This window comes from Streptomyces sp. NPDC047515 (genome assembly GCF_040643055.1).
Lineage (GTDB): Bacteria > Actinomycetota > Actinomycetes > Streptomycetales > Streptomycetaceae > Streptomyces.
On record NZ_JBEYTM010000040.1, the window covers coordinates 1 to 14,992 of the forward strand.

At 71.0% G+C, this 14,992-nt stretch carries 15 protein-coding genes; 3 read left to right on the plus strand and 12 right to left on the minus strand.

Going from position 1 to position 14,992, the window contains the following annotated elements; translation table 11 throughout:
* Window positions 1–122: 122 nt before the first annotated feature.
* The 7 genes from ABZ826_RS27435 to ABZ826_RS27465 all read right to left on the minus strand — a co-directional run bounded on the left by ABZ826_RS27435 (window position 123) and on the right by ABZ826_RS27465 (window position 8,988).
* Window positions 123–2,510, minus strand: a complete 2,388-nt coding sequence (locus tag ABZ826_RS27435) for a phosphoketolase family protein (RefSeq protein ID WP_361453695.1) — start codon at window positions 2,508–2,510, stop codon at window positions 123–125.
* Window positions 2,511–2,519: 9 nt separating this feature from the next.
* Window positions 2,520–3,944, minus strand: coding sequence for an NADP-dependent succinic semialdehyde dehydrogenase (locus tag ABZ826_RS27440; RefSeq protein WP_361453698.1), 1,425 nt, complete (start codon window positions 3,942–3,944; stop codon window positions 2,520–2,522).
* A gap of 185 nt (window positions 3,945–4,129) precedes the next feature.
* A complete protein-coding gene (locus ABZ826_RS27445) occupies window positions 4,130–4,639 on the minus strand; it encodes an ATP-binding protein (protein WP_361453700.1) in 510 nt (169 codons plus the stop codon).
* Window positions 4,640–4,811: 172 nt separating this feature from the next.
* Window positions 4,812–6,911, minus strand: coding sequence for a xanthine dehydrogenase family protein molybdopterin-binding subunit (locus ABZ826_RS27450; protein WP_361453703.1), 2,100 nt, complete (start codon window positions 6,909–6,911; stop codon window positions 4,812–4,814).
* 39 nt (window positions 6,912–6,950) lie between these two features.
* The gene (locus ABZ826_RS27455) at window positions 6,951–7,937 is read right to left on the minus strand and encodes a xanthine dehydrogenase family protein subunit M (RefSeq protein ID WP_361453706.1); all 987 of its coding nucleotides are present in this window, start codon (window positions 7,935–7,937) and stop codon (window positions 6,951–6,953) included.
* Window positions 7,934–8,500 (minus strand): 2Fe-2S iron-sulfur cluster-binding protein, encoded by a 567-nt coding sequence (locus ABZ826_RS27460; protein ID WP_361453709.1) that lies wholly within the window; start codon window positions 8,498–8,500, stop codon window positions 7,934–7,936. Before ABZ826_RS27460 ends, ABZ826_RS27455 begins: the two co-directional genes overlap by 4 nt.
* 98 nt (window positions 8,501–8,598) lie before the next feature.
* The gene (locus ABZ826_RS27465) at window positions 8,599–8,988 is read right to left on the minus strand and encodes a hypothetical protein (protein WP_361453712.1); all 390 of its coding nucleotides are present in this window, start codon (window positions 8,986–8,988) and stop codon (window positions 8,599–8,601) included.
* 371 nt (window positions 8,989–9,359) lie between these two features.
* On the opposite strand from ABZ826_RS27465, the gene ABZ826_RS27470 reads away from it, so the two are divergent.
* Both ABZ826_RS27470 and ABZ826_RS27475 read left to right on the plus strand, forming a co-directional pair.
* On the plus strand, window positions 9,360–9,689 hold the full coding sequence (locus ABZ826_RS27470) for a DUF6479 family protein (RefSeq protein WP_361453715.1): 330 nt from the start codon (window positions 9,360–9,362) through the stop codon (window positions 9,687–9,689).
* A 124-nt stretch (window positions 9,690–9,813) separates the two neighbouring features.
* Complete coding sequence (locus ABZ826_RS27475) at window positions 9,814–10,641, plus strand: VOC family protein (RefSeq protein WP_361453718.1); 828 nt, start codon at window positions 9,814–9,816, stop codon at window positions 10,639–10,641.
* 21 nt (window positions 10,642–10,662) lie between these two features.
* Here the strand turns inward: ABZ826_RS27475 and ABZ826_RS27480 are convergent, their stop codons facing one another.
* Window positions 10,663–11,178 (minus strand): DUF6328 family protein, encoded by a 516-nt coding sequence (locus tag ABZ826_RS27480; RefSeq protein ID WP_361453721.1) that lies wholly within the window; start codon window positions 11,176–11,178, stop codon window positions 10,663–10,665.
* 191 nt (window positions 11,179–11,369) lie between these two features.
* Here ABZ826_RS27480 and ABZ826_RS27485 point away from each other — a divergent pair, with 191 nt between their 5' ends.
* A complete protein-coding gene (locus tag ABZ826_RS27485) occupies window positions 11,370–11,750 on the plus strand; it encodes a VOC family protein (protein WP_361453724.1) in 381 nt (126 codons plus the stop codon).
* 75 nt (window positions 11,751–11,825) lie between these two features.
* Here the strand turns inward: ABZ826_RS27485 and ABZ826_RS27490 are convergent, their stop codons facing one another.
* The 4 genes from ABZ826_RS27490 to ABZ826_RS27505 all read right to left on the minus strand — a co-directional run bounded on the left by ABZ826_RS27490 (window position 11,826) and on the right by ABZ826_RS27505 (window position 14,848).
* On the minus strand, window positions 11,826–12,311 hold the full coding sequence (locus ABZ826_RS27490) for a GNAT family N-acetyltransferase (RefSeq protein WP_361453727.1): 486 nt from the start codon (window positions 12,309–12,311) through the stop codon (window positions 11,826–11,828).
* An 86-nt stretch (window positions 12,312–12,397) separates the two neighbouring features.
* Window positions 12,398–12,802, minus strand: coding sequence for a DUF1992 domain-containing protein (locus ABZ826_RS27495; RefSeq protein ID WP_361453730.1), 405 nt, complete (start codon window positions 12,800–12,802; stop codon window positions 12,398–12,400).
* Window positions 12,803–12,976: 174 nt separating this feature from the next.
* A complete protein-coding gene (locus tag ABZ826_RS27500; RefSeq protein ID WP_361453732.1) occupies window positions 12,977–13,888 on the minus strand; it encodes a hypothetical protein in 912 nt (303 codons plus the stop codon).
* A 162-nt stretch (window positions 13,889–14,050) separates the two neighbouring features.
* Complete coding sequence (locus tag ABZ826_RS27505; RefSeq protein ID WP_361453735.1) at window positions 14,051–14,848, minus strand: tyrosine-protein phosphatase; 798 nt, start codon at window positions 14,846–14,848, stop codon at window positions 14,051–14,053.
* Window positions 14,849–14,992 lie beyond the last annotated feature (144 nt).

Below are 14,992 nucleotides of genomic sequence, written 5' to 3' on the forward strand. Positions count from 1 at the left end.
ACGCGGGAGGGGGTCCCCCCTGGCCCTTGAGGCCTTGGGGGAGTGCGTGCCAGGGCGTGGCCGCCCGATCAGAGGCCGCCCGACAGGCTCTGAGCCCACACCGCCAGGGACCCGGGGCGGCGTCAGCCGCTCCAGGTCCAGTCGGCCACCTCGGGCAGGTCCGTGCCGTACTCGCGGATCCAGGCGTGGTGACGGGTACGGGCGTCCGCCATCGCCTGGCGTACCGCCACGGCACGGACGTCGAGGCCGGGCACCCGGTCGATGACATCCATGACCAGCCGGTAGCGGTCCAGGTCGTTGCGGACCACCATGTCGAAGGGTGTGGTGGTGGTCCCCTCCTCCTTGTAACCCCGCACATGCAGCTGCTCATGGCCCGCGCGCCGGTAGGCCAGCCGGTGGACGAGCCACGGGTAGCCGTGGTAGGCGAAGATCACCGGAGAGTTCCGGGTGAACACCGCGTCGTACTCCGAGTCCGGCATTCCGTGCGGGTGCGCCTCACGGGGCAGCAGCCGCGCCATGTCGACCACGTTGACCACCCGTACCGCCAGTTCCGGCAGGTGCCGACGGAGCAGATCGGCCGCCGCCAGTGTCTCCAGCGTGGGTACGTCACCGGCGCAGGCGAGCACCACGTCGGGTTCCCGGCTGCCGTCCTCCGTGCCCGCCCACTCCCACACACCGGCGCCGCGGGCGCAGTGCACGCGGGCCTCGTCGAGGGTCAGCCAGTCGAAGCTCGGCTGTTTGCCGGCCACGATCACGTTGACGTAGTCACGGCTGCGCAGCACGTGGTCGGCGACGGAGAGCAGGGTGTTGGCGTCCGGTGGCAGATAGACGCGGACGACTTCGGGGCTCTTGTCGAGGACGTGGTCGACGAAGCCGGGGTCCTGATGGGAGAAGCCGTTGTGGTCCTGGCGCCAGACGTGCGAGGTGAGCAGGTAGTTGAGCGAGGCGATGGGGCGGCGCCAGGCCAGCCGGCGGGAGGTCCTGAGCCACTTGATGTGCTGGTTGACCATCGAGTCGACGATATGGGCGAACGCCTCGTAGCAGGAGAAGAGTCCGTGCCGGCCGGTGAGGAGATAGCCCTCCAGCCAGCCCTGGCACAGATGCTCGGAGAGGACTTCCATGACGCGTCCGTCGCGGGAGAGGTGTTCGTCGGTCGGCAGGGTCCGCTCCTGCCACGCCTTGCCGGTGGCCGCGTAGAGGGCGTCGAGCCGGTTCGAGGCGGTTTCGTCGGGACCCACAACCCGGAAGTCACGGCGCTCGGCGGTGGCGGCCATGACGGCCTCCAGCAGGCCGCCCAGCACCCGGGTCGGCTCATGCAGCACGGTGCCGGGCTTGGCGACCTCGACCGCGTGGTCCTCCAGCGGCGGGATGGGCAGATCCCGCAGGAGCAGACCGCCGTTGGCATACGGGCTCGCGCCGAGCCGGGCCGTGCCCGCGGGCACGCAGTCGAGCACCTGCGGACCGGGACGGCCCGCCGTGTCGAAGAGTTCCTCCGGCCGGTACGAGCGCATCCACGCCTCCAGCTGCCGCAGATGGCCGGGGCTGTCCCGGACACCGGGCAGCGGTACCTGGTGGGCGCGCCAGGTTCCTTCGACCGGCACGCCGTCGACCTCGGCCGGGCCGGTCCAGCCCTTGGGGGTGCGCAGCACGATCACCGGCCAGTGCGGGCGCTCGATGGTGCCGCCGGTCCGGGCCGCGGCCTGGAGTTCCCGGATGCGGTCGACGGCGCGGTCCATCGCGGCGGCCATCGCCCGGTGGACGGTGAGGGGGGCGTCGCCGCCGACGTACAGGGGGTCGTGCCCGTAGCCGCGCAGCAGGGCGTCGAGTTCCGGCTCCGGGAGGCGGGCGAGCACCGTCGGGTTGGCGATCTTGTAGCCGTTGAGATGGAGGATCGGGAGGACGGCTCCGTCGTGCACGGGGTCGAGGAACTTGTTGGAGTGCCAGGAGGCGGCGAGCGGCCCGGTCTCGGCCTCGCCGTCGCCGATGACGCAGGTGACGAGCAGGTCCGGGTGGTCGAGGGCGGCACCGTAGGCATGAGTGAGGGCGTGGCCGAGTTCGCCGCCCTCGTGGATGGAGCCCGGGGTCTCCGGCGCCACATGGCTGGGTACCCCGCCGGGGAAGGAGAACTGCTTGAACAGCAGCCCCATCCCGTGGGCGTCGCGGCTGACATCGGGGTACGTCTCCGAATAGCTGCCCTCCAGCCACGAGTTGGCGAGGACTGCGGGTCCGCCGTGTCCGGGGCCCCAGACGCACAGCGCGTCGATGCCGCGGACCTTGATGACGCGGTTGAGATGGGTGTGGACCAGATTGAGTCCGGGCGAGGTACCCCAGTGGCCGAGCAGGCGGGGTTTGATGTGCTCCCGGGCGAGCGGCCGGCTCAGGAGCGGGTTGGCCATGAGGTAGATCTGTCCGACGGTCAGGTAGTTCGCGGCCCGCCAGTACGCGTCGAGCGCGGCGATCTCTTCGTCGGAGGGGCCGGGCGTCGCCGACGGGTGGGCGGCGTGGCTCATGTACGTCTCCTAGGACGAGGCGCCGACGGGCTCGGGGCCGTACCAGACGGTGGTCGCGTTGCAGAATTCACGGATGCCGTGCCCGGCGAGCTCACGTCCGTAGCCGGAGCGCTTGACACCGCCGAAGGGCAGCGCGGGATGGGACGCGGTCATGCCGTTGAAGAAGACTCCGCCCGCCTGCAGATCGCGTACGCAGCGGTGGGCCTCGTCGGCGTCGCGGGTCCATACGTTGGAGCTGAGGCCGAAGGGACTGTCGTTGGCGAGCGCCACGGCTTCGTCGAGTCCTTCGACGCGGTAGAGCGTGGCGACGGGGCCGAACGTCTCCTCTCGGTGGATGCGCATCGCGGGCGTGATCCCGGTGAGGACGGTGGGGGCGTAGAACCAGCCGCGCTCCAGCTCCGGCCCCAGGCCGTCGGGCCGGCCGCCCCCGCACAGCACCTGCGCGCCCTGCCGTACCGCGTCGTCGACCAGTTCCTCCAGGTCGGCGCGCCCCTGCTCGCTGGAGAGGGGGCCGACGTCGGTGGATTCCCGCAGCGGATCGCCGACCGTCAGATCACGCATGCCCACGGTGAACCGCTCTGCGAACTCGTCGTACACCTCCGCGTGCACGATGAACCGTTTGGCGGCGATGCAGGACTGGCCGTTGTTCTGCACCCGGGCGGTCACGGCCGTGCGGGCGGCCCTGGCGACGTCCGCCGACGGCAGGACGAGATACGGGTCGCTGCCGCCCAGTTCCAGGACCGTGTGCTTCACCTCGTCGCCCGCGATCGCCGCGACCGAGCGGCCGGCCGGCTCACTGCCGGTGAGGGTGGCGGCGGCGACCCTGGGGTCGCGCAGGATCGACTCGACCGCCCCGGATCCGACCAGCAGGGTCTGGAAGCATCCCTCCGGGAACCCCGCCCGGCGGAACAGGAACTCCAGGTACATCGCCGTCTGCGGGACGTTGGACGCGTGCTTGAGCAGCCCGACGTTCCCGGCCATCAGCGCGGGGGCGGCGAACCGCACGACCTGCCAGAGCGGGAAGTTCCACGGCATCACGGCGAGGACGGCGCCCAGTGGGCGGTAGTGGACATAGGCCCGGGAGGCACCGGAGTCCTTCACATCGGCGTCCGAGGGATGCTCGTCCGCGAGGAGTTCCTCGGCGTGGTCCGCGTACCAGCGCATCGCCCTCGCGCACTTGTGGGCCTCCGCACGGGCCGCCTTGACGGGTTTGCCCATTTCGGTGGTCATGGTGCGCGCGATGTCCTGCTGGTCGTCGTCGAGCAGTCCGGCGGCCAGGTTCAGCAGCCGGGCCCGTTCGTCGAATCCGGTGGTGCGGTACTGCCGGAACGCGGTGACGGCGGCGTCGAGCTTCCGCTCGATCTCCGCCGCTCCCAGCGCGTCGAACGTTCTGAGGGTCTCGCCGTTCGCGGGGTTGACCGTCGCGATGGGCATGACAGTGGTCTCCTTGCCTCGGTACTTCGACCGTGCCGCGCTCTGCGCCGTGCCGCAACGCGGGCCCTGTCGGGCGGATACCCGACCGGCGCGGACCATGCGTGCGATCTGCACGCCGTCCGCGCCGGGAGGGCGAAGCGTTCAGCGGGTACGGAAGCAGGCGGTGCCTCTCCCGGTGGCCCGCTTCAGGCGAGAGCGGGCACCGCGCCGGACGCCGTGGTGGTCTCCGGGACGGCGTCCGGGACCGCGACGGGCGGACGGCGGGACTCGCGCACACCGGGCAGCGGCGCCGACGGCACCAGGTCGACGGTGCGCGGCTCCTTCGCGTACCGGGTGAACCAGACCACTTTGCCCTCGGCGGTGCGGCAGGTACCCCAGCTGTCGCTCAGCGCCATCACGCGGCTGAGACCACCGCCGCCGGTGCTGAGCAGTCGCGGCATCTCGGAGCCGTCGTCAGCGACGGAGACCGTGAGATGCCGCCCGGACCAGCGGAGTTCGACGACGCAGTTGTTGTCGTCACCGACATGCCGGTGGACATTGGTCAGCAGCTCCTCCACACCCCGGCACACCGGCCGGATGTGAAGTTCGAGACTCCAGTGGCGGAGGTGTGCGGCGATTATTCGCCGCAGCTGGGAAACACGCTCTGCCGAAACCTGGAGTTCGACCAGATAGTGCCGGTCGAGTTGAACGGTCATCGTCGAGGCTCCTCACATCGAGGCCCACTGACTTCGCCTCATTGCACCAACGCCCCCTGAACACGAAGAGTGAGCGGATGTCACTGTTAGGTCACTCCACAGAGTGACCCGGCAGAGCCGGTTGCGCAACACAGGGCAGGACGGTCCGGCCGTTCGGGCGAATCGGTCCAGGTCACAGGAGGTAGGGCAACAGTGTGTCCGGGGTGAGCGGAAGGTTGCGCAGCCGGACGCCGGTGGCATGCCGGACGGCGTTGCCGACGGCCGCCGCGGCACCGACGATGCCGATCTCGCCGATGCCCTTGCTGCCCATCGGGTTGAGATGCGGGTCCTCCTCATCGATCCAGTGCACCTCGATCTGCGGCACGTCGGCGCAGACCGGCACGTGGTAGGAGGCCAGATCGCTCTCGGTGAAGTCGCCGAAGACGGGGTCCATGGTGCTGCCCTCGGTCAGGGCCATGCCGATTCCCATGGTCATTCCACCGGTGAACTGGGAGCGCGCGGTCCGGGGGTTGAGGATGCGTCCGGCGGCGAAGACACCCAGCATCCGGCGCACCCGCACTTCTCCGGTGCGGGAGTCGACGGCGACCTCGGCAAAGTGTGCTCCGAACGCGTGGCGTGCGTACGGGGAAGCCGTGGAGGTCTCCTGCTCGGTGTCCGCGAGGACCGTCAGCCCCTCGGCGGGAAGGGGGCCGGGACGCTCGCTCAGCTGCCGCAGGAGGGCGGTGGCCGCCTTGTGCACGGCCCAGCCCCAGGAGGCCGTGCCCGAGGAGCCTCCGGCCAGTGGGGCGTCGGGCAGTTCGCTGCTGCCGATGTCGATCCGGACGTTCTCCACCGGGGTGTCCAGCACGGAGGCCGCGATCTGCGCGAGCACGGTACGGGCGCCGGTGCCGATGTCGGTGGCGTTCACCCGGACGCGGTACGAGCCGTCGGGTGCCGCGTGCGCCGAGGCGCTGGAGGCCCCGATGTACACGGGGTAGGTGGCGGAGGCGACCCCCGTGCCGAGCAGCAGCGGCCCCTCCTCGCGGACCGCGGGGCGCGGATCGCGGTCGTACCAGCCGAAGCGCGCGGCCCCCTCCTCCAGGCAGGCCGCCAGGCCGCGGCTGCTGAACACGCGGCCGGAGTCGGGTTCGTGCACCGGATCGTTGCGCAGGCGCAGCTCGACGGGGTCCATGCCGAGAGCCGCGGCGAGTTCGTCCATGGCGGATTCCAGCGCGTAGAGGCCCGGGGCCTCGCCCGGTGCGCGCATCCAGGAAGGGCTCGGCACGTCCAGGGCGGTCACCCGGTGGGCGGTGCGGCTGTGGCCCGATCCGTACATGACGCGGGTCGGTACGGCCGCCTGCTCCACGAACTCCTTGAGGGTGGAGGTGTGAGTGATGACCTCGTGGATGACCGAGGTGAGGGTGCCGTCGAGTTCCGCGCCCAGCCGGACGCGCTGCAGGGTGGGGGCACGGTGGCCGACCACTGCGGCCAACTGACGACGGGGCAGGGCGATCTTGACGGGGTGTCCGGTGTGTCGTGCGGCCATGGCGGCGAGGACGGTCTGCGGGCGTGGGGTGCCCTTGGAGCCGAAGCCGCCGCCGACGTGCTCGGAGACCACGGTGACCTGCTGCGGCCGGAGTCCGAACGCGGCGGCGAGGCTGTCGCGGACCTTGGTGGAGCCCTGACTGGAGTCGTGGACGGTCAGTTGCCCGTCCTCGGTCCACCGGGCGGTCGCGGCGTGCGGCTCCATGGGGTGGTTGTGCAGGGCGCCGACGGTGTAGGTGGCATCGACCTGCACGGGAGCCGTGACGAAGCCCCGGTCGGCGTCGCCGCGTTCACGGACTGCGGGATAGTCCCCGTTGACGATCTCCGGCGTGTACAGGCCGGGGTGGTCCTCGGACAGCACGACATCGTGCCCCGTGGGCTCGTAGTCGATGCGCAGCGCCGCGGCCCCGGCGCGGGCGTGTTCGAGCGTGTCGGCCACCACGAGCGCGATGTGCCAGCCCCGGTGCGGGACCCGGTCGTCCTGGAGGAGGGCGAGGATCGGGTCGTCGGGCTGTTTCAGCGCCGGGGCGTTGTCGTGGCTGAGGACGGCGCGCACCCCTGGCAGGGCCAGTGCCGCGTCGGTGTGGATGGCGCCGACGCGGCCGCGGGCGATCGTGGCGGGGACGGGCCAGCCGTACAGACAGCCCTCAGGGGTGTGCTCGGCGGCGTAGCGGGCGGTGCCCGTGACCTTGTCCCGGCCCTCGCGGCGTGGGACGGGGGTGCCCAGTGGTGAAGGTGCCTGGCTCATGACGGGGTCCTCACGTCTGCGGGTCGTGTCTGTGGTTGCTCAGCTGTCGGCGGCGAGTTCGGCCAGTGCGCCGACGGCCAGATTGCGGGCGAGTCCCACCTTGAAGGCGTTGTCGCGCAGCGGCCGGGCCGCGGCGAGTTCGGCGTCAACGGCCCGTGCGAAGGTCTCGTCGGTGGCCGGTGCGCCCCGCAGTACGTCCTCCGCGGCGTGTGCGCGCCAGGGTCGGTGGGCGAGTCCGCCGAAGGCCAGCGCAGCGTGTTCGATCCGGCCGTCGCGGACGCCGAGCACCGCTGCGACGGAGGCGAGGGCGAAGGCGAACGAGGCGCGGTCGCGGGCCTTGCGGTAGAGGGAGCCGGCGCCGTCCGGGCGCGGCGGCAGGACCACCTCGGTGATGAGCTCGCCTGCCCGGATCTCGGTGTCCTGCTGGGGGGTGTCGCCCGGCAGCCGGTGGAATTCGGTGGCGGGTACGGTCCGTTCGCCGTCCGGTCCGTGCAGCTGGAAGGTGGCGTCGAGGGCGGACAGGGCGACGGCCATGTCGGACGGGTGGGTGGCGACGCAGTGCTCGGAGTGGCCGAGCACGGCGAGATCCCGGTGGGCGCCTTCGCGGGCGGGGCACCCGCTGCCGGGCTCCCGCTTGTTGCACGGTTTGGCGGTGTCCTGGAAGTAGGGGCAGCGGGTGCGCTGCAGCAGATTGCCGCCGGTCGTGGCGGTGTTGCGGAGCTGCCCGGAGGCGCCCGACAGCAGTGCCTGCGACAGGGCGGGGTAGCGGGTGCGCACCGCGGGATGGGCGGCCAGGTCGCTGTTGCGTACGGTGGCGCCGATGCGCAGGCCGCCGTCGTCGGTGTCGGTCACCCGGTCCAGGGGCAGTCGGCTGATGTCGACGAGCAGCGTGGGGGTCTCCACGCCGAGCTTCATCAGGTCGACGAGGTTGGTGCCGCCGCCGAGGAACGCGGCGGCGGGGTGGGCGGAGCCCTCACGGACCGCTTCGGCGGCGGACCGGGCACTGAGATAGGCGAAGGGTTTCACGGCGCCACGTCCTCGATCGCCTCGACGATGCGGGGGTAGGCGCCGCAGCGGCAGAGGTTGCCGCTCATCCGCTCGCGGATCTCGGGGGCGTCGAGCGGCGCCGGGGTGGATACGGGGGCGGTGCGTGCGGTGACGTGGGACGGGAAGCCGTCCGCCACCTCGCCGAGCAGGCCGACGGCCGAGCAGATCTGGCCGGGTGTGCAGTAGCCGCACTGCAGGGCGTCGCGGTCCAGGAAGGCTTCCTGGACGGGGTGGAGGCGCTCGCCGTCGGCGAGGCCCTCGACGGTGGTGATGCGGGCGCCGTCGTGGGCGACGGCGAGCAGCAGGCAGCTGTTGGCGCGCCGCCCGTCGACGATGACGGTGCACGCCCCGCACTGTCCGTGGTCGCAGCCCTTCTTCGCACCCGTGAGGTCCAGGTGCTCGCGCAGGGCGTCCAGGACCGTGGTGCGGTGATCGAGCGTCAGGGTCCGCTCGGTTCCATTGATGTGCAGCGTCAGGGTGGAACGGTCGGCGGTCGCTCCCGGCTGTCGCGCGCCGTCGTCCCGCCCGTGTGAGGGGTCCACTCACTCGCACCTTTCAGAGGTGGCCTTTTGTCCGTTTTCTACCAGACAGGCAGTCGCTTCCCGCCTCATTGCTCCGTCGCCGGGCCGTGGCCCTCGGCCTATCGGCTCCGCAGTCGCAGGCGCACTTCCTCCTCCTGGTCCCCGGAGACCGTCCCGACGACCCGTACGTCGAAGGCGTGGGCCAGGCTCCTGCGGAGCCGTTCGACCGCCCAGTAGCCGCCCTGCACATCGATCGATACGGGCGCACCGAGCGAGAGCGGTCCCGAGACCACCCTCTCCTCGGTGACATCGACGGTCGCCACCCACGCGGTGGGACGCCTCTCCGCGAGTTTTCTCGGTACGTCGACCGAAGCACGATCGGTGGTGAAAGCGGCCCTCAACGCGTCGAAGACCATCCGCGCGTCGCCCGTGTCGCACCCGCTGATGACGACCGTGACCTCCTGACCGTGCAGGGTCTCCTCCGAGTGCCTCTCCTTGGCGCTGTTCACCGCGGCTCCTTCCGCTCGGCGTGGTGTGACGGTCCCCGCGCCGGGGACCGCAGATGCGGCGCGCGGACACAGCAGGCCGAGTACCGGTGGACCGGCCATCGAGCGAGCGGAGTCGGCACTCCCATCGCCTCCCTCCGGCAATCCGAGGATCATCCGCAGCCCCGCCGGCGTTGCGGGGATCATCTCCAGGCTCACCCCGCGGCCGGTCGACGGCGACACGAAGCCGTCGACCGGCCGAGGAGCCGGGAGCAGCCGGATGGCAACACCGGTCGCTCTCGTGCGACCAAAACTCTTTCAGCTATATATCCACTTAAAATATGAATTCATGACCATTATCGAGTGATGCCTCTGCCTCGGGGTATCCGGGAGGCATGGACGTATCGAACGGAGACCTCGGTTCACTGGCCCTCGACCTCGCCGAAGGGCGGGGCGCGACCGGGGCGGTGATGGGCGTTGTCGGAGTACTGCTGGTGGCCATGCTGATCGGTGCCGTCTGGCTGGGCAGGCGGCGGCGCGCCCAGGAACTGCCTCCGCCCCGGCCCGAGGAGCAGCCGCCGCGGCCGGACCACCGCAGCCACATCGAGCAGCGCGATGTGCACGGCGACGACAGCTTCCCGCCCGACAGAAGCGGCCTGTCCCCCTATGAGCTCGGCGACCACGGAAGCGAGACCATCCGTCGCGACAGCGACGAGCAGCGTTGACTGACCTGCCGGGGGGCCCGGCCGTCTGCCGCGTGTTGCGGGAGCGACCGCCCGCGGTGAGGCTGGTGAGGGCCGACGGCCGTCGGCACACGCGGGCCGCAGAACGGATGAAGGCAGTAGGACCATGACCGGAAGCCATCCTGGAGCGGTGTCGATGCCGGCTCCGCTGACCGGATCCGCAGCGCCCTGCTGGGTCAATCTCATGACCCGCGACCTGGAATCGGCGCAGGCGTTCTACGCCGCCGTGCTGGGCTGGTCCTTCCGGCCCGGCAAGCTGGGGCAGGAGTTCTCCGTAGCCCGCCGCGACGACGTGCCGGTCGCCGGCATCGGGGCGGTGGCGACCGCGTACCGGGTGGCCGTTGCCTGGACCCCCTATTTCGCGGTTGCCGACGCGGACGCGGCCGCCTCGCGCATCCGTGAGCGCAGCGGGACGGTCGCGGTGGGGCCGCTGGCGCTCGGCAAGGGGCGCGGCGCGCTGGCCGCGGACCGTGACGGTGCGGTGTTCGGCATCTGGGAGCGGACCGAGCCCGCGACCTCGCCACGCGCGCCGGACGATCATTCGCACGCCTGGCTGCGGCTGCACACCAGGAACGCCTTCGACGCCGCGATCTTCTACGGCGGGGTGCTCGACTGGGCGAGCGGGCGCCCCGGTTGCTGCGAGGTGTCGTACGAGACGGACGAGGTCATCGTCGACTGCGACGGTCGGCAGCTCGCCCGGATCAGCTCCGGCGCGGTGGAGGCCGCGCCGGATCCGCTGGTCCGCCCGCACTGGCAGGTCTATTTCCCCGTCACGGACCTGGCGGCCACGGTCGAGGCGGCGCGGCGCAACGGCGGCTGCCTGGTCGAGCAGGGTGCGCTGGAGCAGGGCGGCGAGGCGACCCTGCTGGACCCGGACGGCGGGCTGTTCACGGTCACCGACGTCCGGGGCCCCGTCGTGAGCGGGTCCGAGTGAACGGACCGACGTGTGCGGCGGTCATTTTCGGCGTTCGTGCGAGGAGCGGGCCATCGCCCACGCCGGGAACACCAACCAGCAGACCAGGAACCACAGCGCCATGCCGCCGACCAGCCACAGGGCGAGGGAGCCGTGCAGGGCCACCCGCAGGATGAGCAGCAGCGCGGAACACATGGTGCAGAACAGCAGGACCAGTCCGAGCAGCGTCAGCCGTGAGGCCCAGGTGACCGTCTGCGGCTTGAGCCGTCGTCCGGAGAGCAGACGGTGGTAGGACACGGGCCCGATCAGGGCGGCGGCGGTGGCGGTACCCAGCATCACGGTCACCACGTAGATGGTCCGGTCGGTGTCCGACAGCTCGGCGAAGCGCGGCTGGAAGACGACTGCGAGCAGGAAGCCGAACAGGATCTGGACGCCGGTCTGGGCAACCCGCAGTTCCTGGAGCAGTTCGGTCCACTGCCGGTCCGCCCGCCCCTCGGGCGTCTCGTGGCGGCCCGTGTCGCGGGGCCCGCCGCCGGGGAAGCGAGCTGTCGAGGTCACCGTATGCCTCCGTCCCGATACGCAAAGCGCCTCGCCTTCCCCCTCCCCACCGTAAACCTCGCGGCGGGCACCGCGGGGTCTCGACGACCGGCACTGCCCCGCCTAGAATTTTGAGTACGGCATCGCGCGTCGGTCACCGACCGGGTGAGGCGTGGAGGTGCCCGTGAGATGCCCGTTGGAGGCATTCCACAGTGTCAGTCGAGTTGAATCACACCATCATCCACGCCCGGGACAACCGGGAGTCCGCCGAGTTCCTGGCGGACATACTGGGCCTGCAAGTCGGCGCGGAATGGGGCCCGTTCATACCGGTCGCCACCGCGAACGGGGTCACCCTGGACTTCGCGGCCATCCCCGAAGCGTCGATCGTCATGCAGCACTACGCCTTCCTCGTCTCGGAGCCGGAGTTCGACACGGCGTACGCCCGCATCAAGAAGCTCGGGATCACGTACTACGCGGATCCGCATCAGAAGCATCCGGGCGAGATCAACCACAACCACGGCGGCCGAGGCATCTACTTCCTCGATCCCGTCGGTCACGCCATGGAGATCATCACGCGTCCGTACGGAAGCTGACCCCGCAGTACGACATCAGGGAAACGAGGGCCGGCCGGGATCCACGCGGTCCCGGCCGGTCCCCTGCGGGTCGGATCAGGCGATCGGCAGCACCAGTTCGGGCCGGTCCCACATCACGGCCGGAGGGTTGGCCGCAAGGGTGCCGGTGCGCCGGGCACCGACGCTCCGGTAGAAGCCCTCGGCGGGCGGGTGCGAGACGATGCGGACGCCGGTCAGACCGGTTCGCCGCGCCTCGTCACGCAGGTGCCCGATCAGCAGCCGCCCGATGCCGAGTCCCTGCGCGGCGTCGGCGACGAACATGAGGTCGAGCTCCGGCGGGGCAAGGATCAACGAGTAGAACCCGAGGAGCCGGTCCGTGCGGTCCTCCACGGCCGCGAAGACCCGGTGGGTCTCGATGTAGTCGGGTCCCACCCGATATCCGGCGACCATGGCGGCGTAGGGCCCCTCATAGGCGCGGGAGCTCCGGACCAGCCGGGTGAGCCGCTTGGCGTCCCGCGCCGTCGCCCGTCTGATCGTCACGGCCTCGCGGCGTGTCCCGCCATGCGTAATGCTCGCTGTCATGCAAGGAGTATTACGTATCCGGTTGCGGGACGTCCGCGTCCCGATCCGCGGCTCCGGCGGCCACCTCCCGATCCGCGACCCTGGGGCTACGACGGGCGGTGCGCCGCGCGCCACTCCTCGACGACCGCGTCGATGTCGAACGACCGGAGGTTCAGCAGCGGCCCCGGCGGCGGCCGTCTGACGGCCGCCCGGATCTTCTCGTTGACCTCGGTCAGCATGCGCCGCACCTCGGCCTCCGTCCGTGCCCCGGACACCGCTTCGGCCACGTCCTCCGCCTCTTTGCGCAGCGCCAGGGCCGGCGGGAGCACGGAGACTCCCTCCCGCTGCATCTTCCGCTTGATCCACCAGGTCTCGTCATAGGGAGCGTCGAGACCGTCGAGCGGCTTGCCGAAACCCGGCAACTGCGAGAATTCGCCGCGCTGCTCGGCCTCGCGGATCTGCTTGTCCACCCATGATTCGAAGCTGACGCCCGCAGGCTTGCGTTCGGTCAACGTACGCCCCTCTCGGAGATGCGTGATCCGTCACCTTCACCATACCCAGGGCCACAGGAGCGCCCGCCGCACTGCGGCCGTCGTGCCACAACGGGCGGCGGCGCGGCGGCTCTTCGGAGGTCCGGGGCACTCCCCCGCACCGTTTCAGTGCGCGTGCGCTCCGGACTTTCCGGTTCAGCTCCCCTGGGGGCCGATGGCGCCCTTCTCCGGTGCCGACACCCGCACGGTGAACGCCGCGGCACGGACCTTCCCTTCGTGCCGGAAGTCGAGGAAGAGCCGGTACGTACCCGCGCTGGGTGCCGTCGCCGTGAAGGACACCGCGGGGCCGGGGCCGCCCTCGTTCGGGTGGACGTGCAGATAAGCCAGATCACCCGAGCGCAGGGCGACCAGGTGCCCGTACGCCCCGAGGTAGGGCTGCAGATCGGTGACGGGCCGGCCGTTGCGGCTGACGGTCAGCTTCAGTTCACCACCCCGGCCGGCGCGGAGTGCGCCGTCGAGAGCGACGCGGTAGCCGTCCACCTCGGCTGTGGCGCGCGGGGCCGGCAGCGCCGCGGGGCGGTAGGTGCCGGAGACGGCCAAGTCCGCTCCGAGCGTGAGGTTCTCGGCGCCTTCGGCGGCGGGGGTGAAGTCGGCGAACGCCCGGTATCCGCCGGCCTTGGGCAGGTCGACAGGGGTCGCCCAGGTACCGTCGGCCGACCGGACCGGATGAAGGTGCCGGAATTCGGTGAGGTCGCTCGAAGCGAGAATGAAGTGCAGTTCCTTGCCGTGCTCGCGGCGGTAGTCGGTGACCTTGCGACCGTGGTCGTCCTTGACCGCGAACCGGATCTCGGTCCGGGCCCCGGCTCGTATCGTGGGCGTTTCGAGGGCCAGAGTGTAGCCGCCGTCGGTGATCTGCAGCCCGCCGGCCGCATGGCCCGAGGCCCCTTTCCCTCCGCCCGCCTCCCCCTCACCGTGCCCGGCGTGCCGCTGCGCCGGGCGGTCCTCCGCCGCCACCAGCGGGTCCAGGCCCCGACCCGCGCCGTACGCGGTCCCGAAGGTCGCGGCGAGCGCGGCGGCGAAGGCGGCGATCCTCAGTGCGTCGTTCATGACGGTGTCCTCCATCGGGTCCGTCAGGAGGCAGCGCCCCCCGATAGACTCCAACATACCCCCTAGGGGTATCAAGTCAACCCGGGAGTACGCCATCGTCCACCGCTCTCGCGAGGAACCGGCCGAGCACATCGGCCAGGGACGGGAGTCCCGGCGTTCGGCTCAGGCCGACACGACGAGGCCGCCCCGCAGGCGCTCCACCACGGCCTGCGGGATCCTCAGACCGTCACGCACATACCCGTCGAGGCCGCCCCACCTCTCGTCCATGGCATCGAGCGCCATGTCGAGATAACGGGGACGGACCTCGGTGATCGCGGACGCGATCTCCGGATCACCGCCCGCGTCGAGAAAACCCTGTACGTACGGCGCGTAGGCGACCCGTACGACCGGATTCACGGCGAGGAACTCGGACCTCACCACGTCCCGTGACGCACCGAGCAGCATCAGCAGCAGCGCGGTGGCCCAACCGGTCCGGTCCTTGCCCGCAGTGCAGTGGAAGAGCACCGGGCGAGCGCGGTCGTCGGCGGCCGTCTCGATGAAGGCCCGGTACGCTGCGGCGGCCCCCGGTGAGAGCACCATCTGCCGGTAGGTCTCGGCGAACATCTCCTCCGCCTTCCCGCTCCCCAGCAACTGCGCCGCCGCCACCGGGTCGGCGAGCAGCGCGCGCAGCCGGGCAGGGGCCACACCCGGGTTGTCGCCGAGCACATCGGCGACGAAGAGCCGGGCACCGGGAGGCAGCCGGTCGGGAGCCGCCGCACGCTCGTCGGCGGTGCGCAGATCGACGACGGTGCGGATGCCGAGCGCGGCCACCACCCTGTCCTGCGCCGCGTCCAGCCCGCTGAGCTGACCGGAGCGCAGCACCACGCCCGGCCGGAACCGATGCCCCGTTCCCAGGGCGATACCGCCCAGATCGCGCAGATTGATGACGGTGGATGCCGCGACTGCCCTGGCGGTCTGCACGATGAACTTCCCCTTTTCCCGACACGAGGGCGAATTGATTCGATCCAACCCGCTCAAACGTCGCACGCGGTCAGGAATTCGACAAAGTAAAACGCCGCACGGGCGCCGATCGGGGACCTCGCGGCGGACGGGGGAATACGAAAT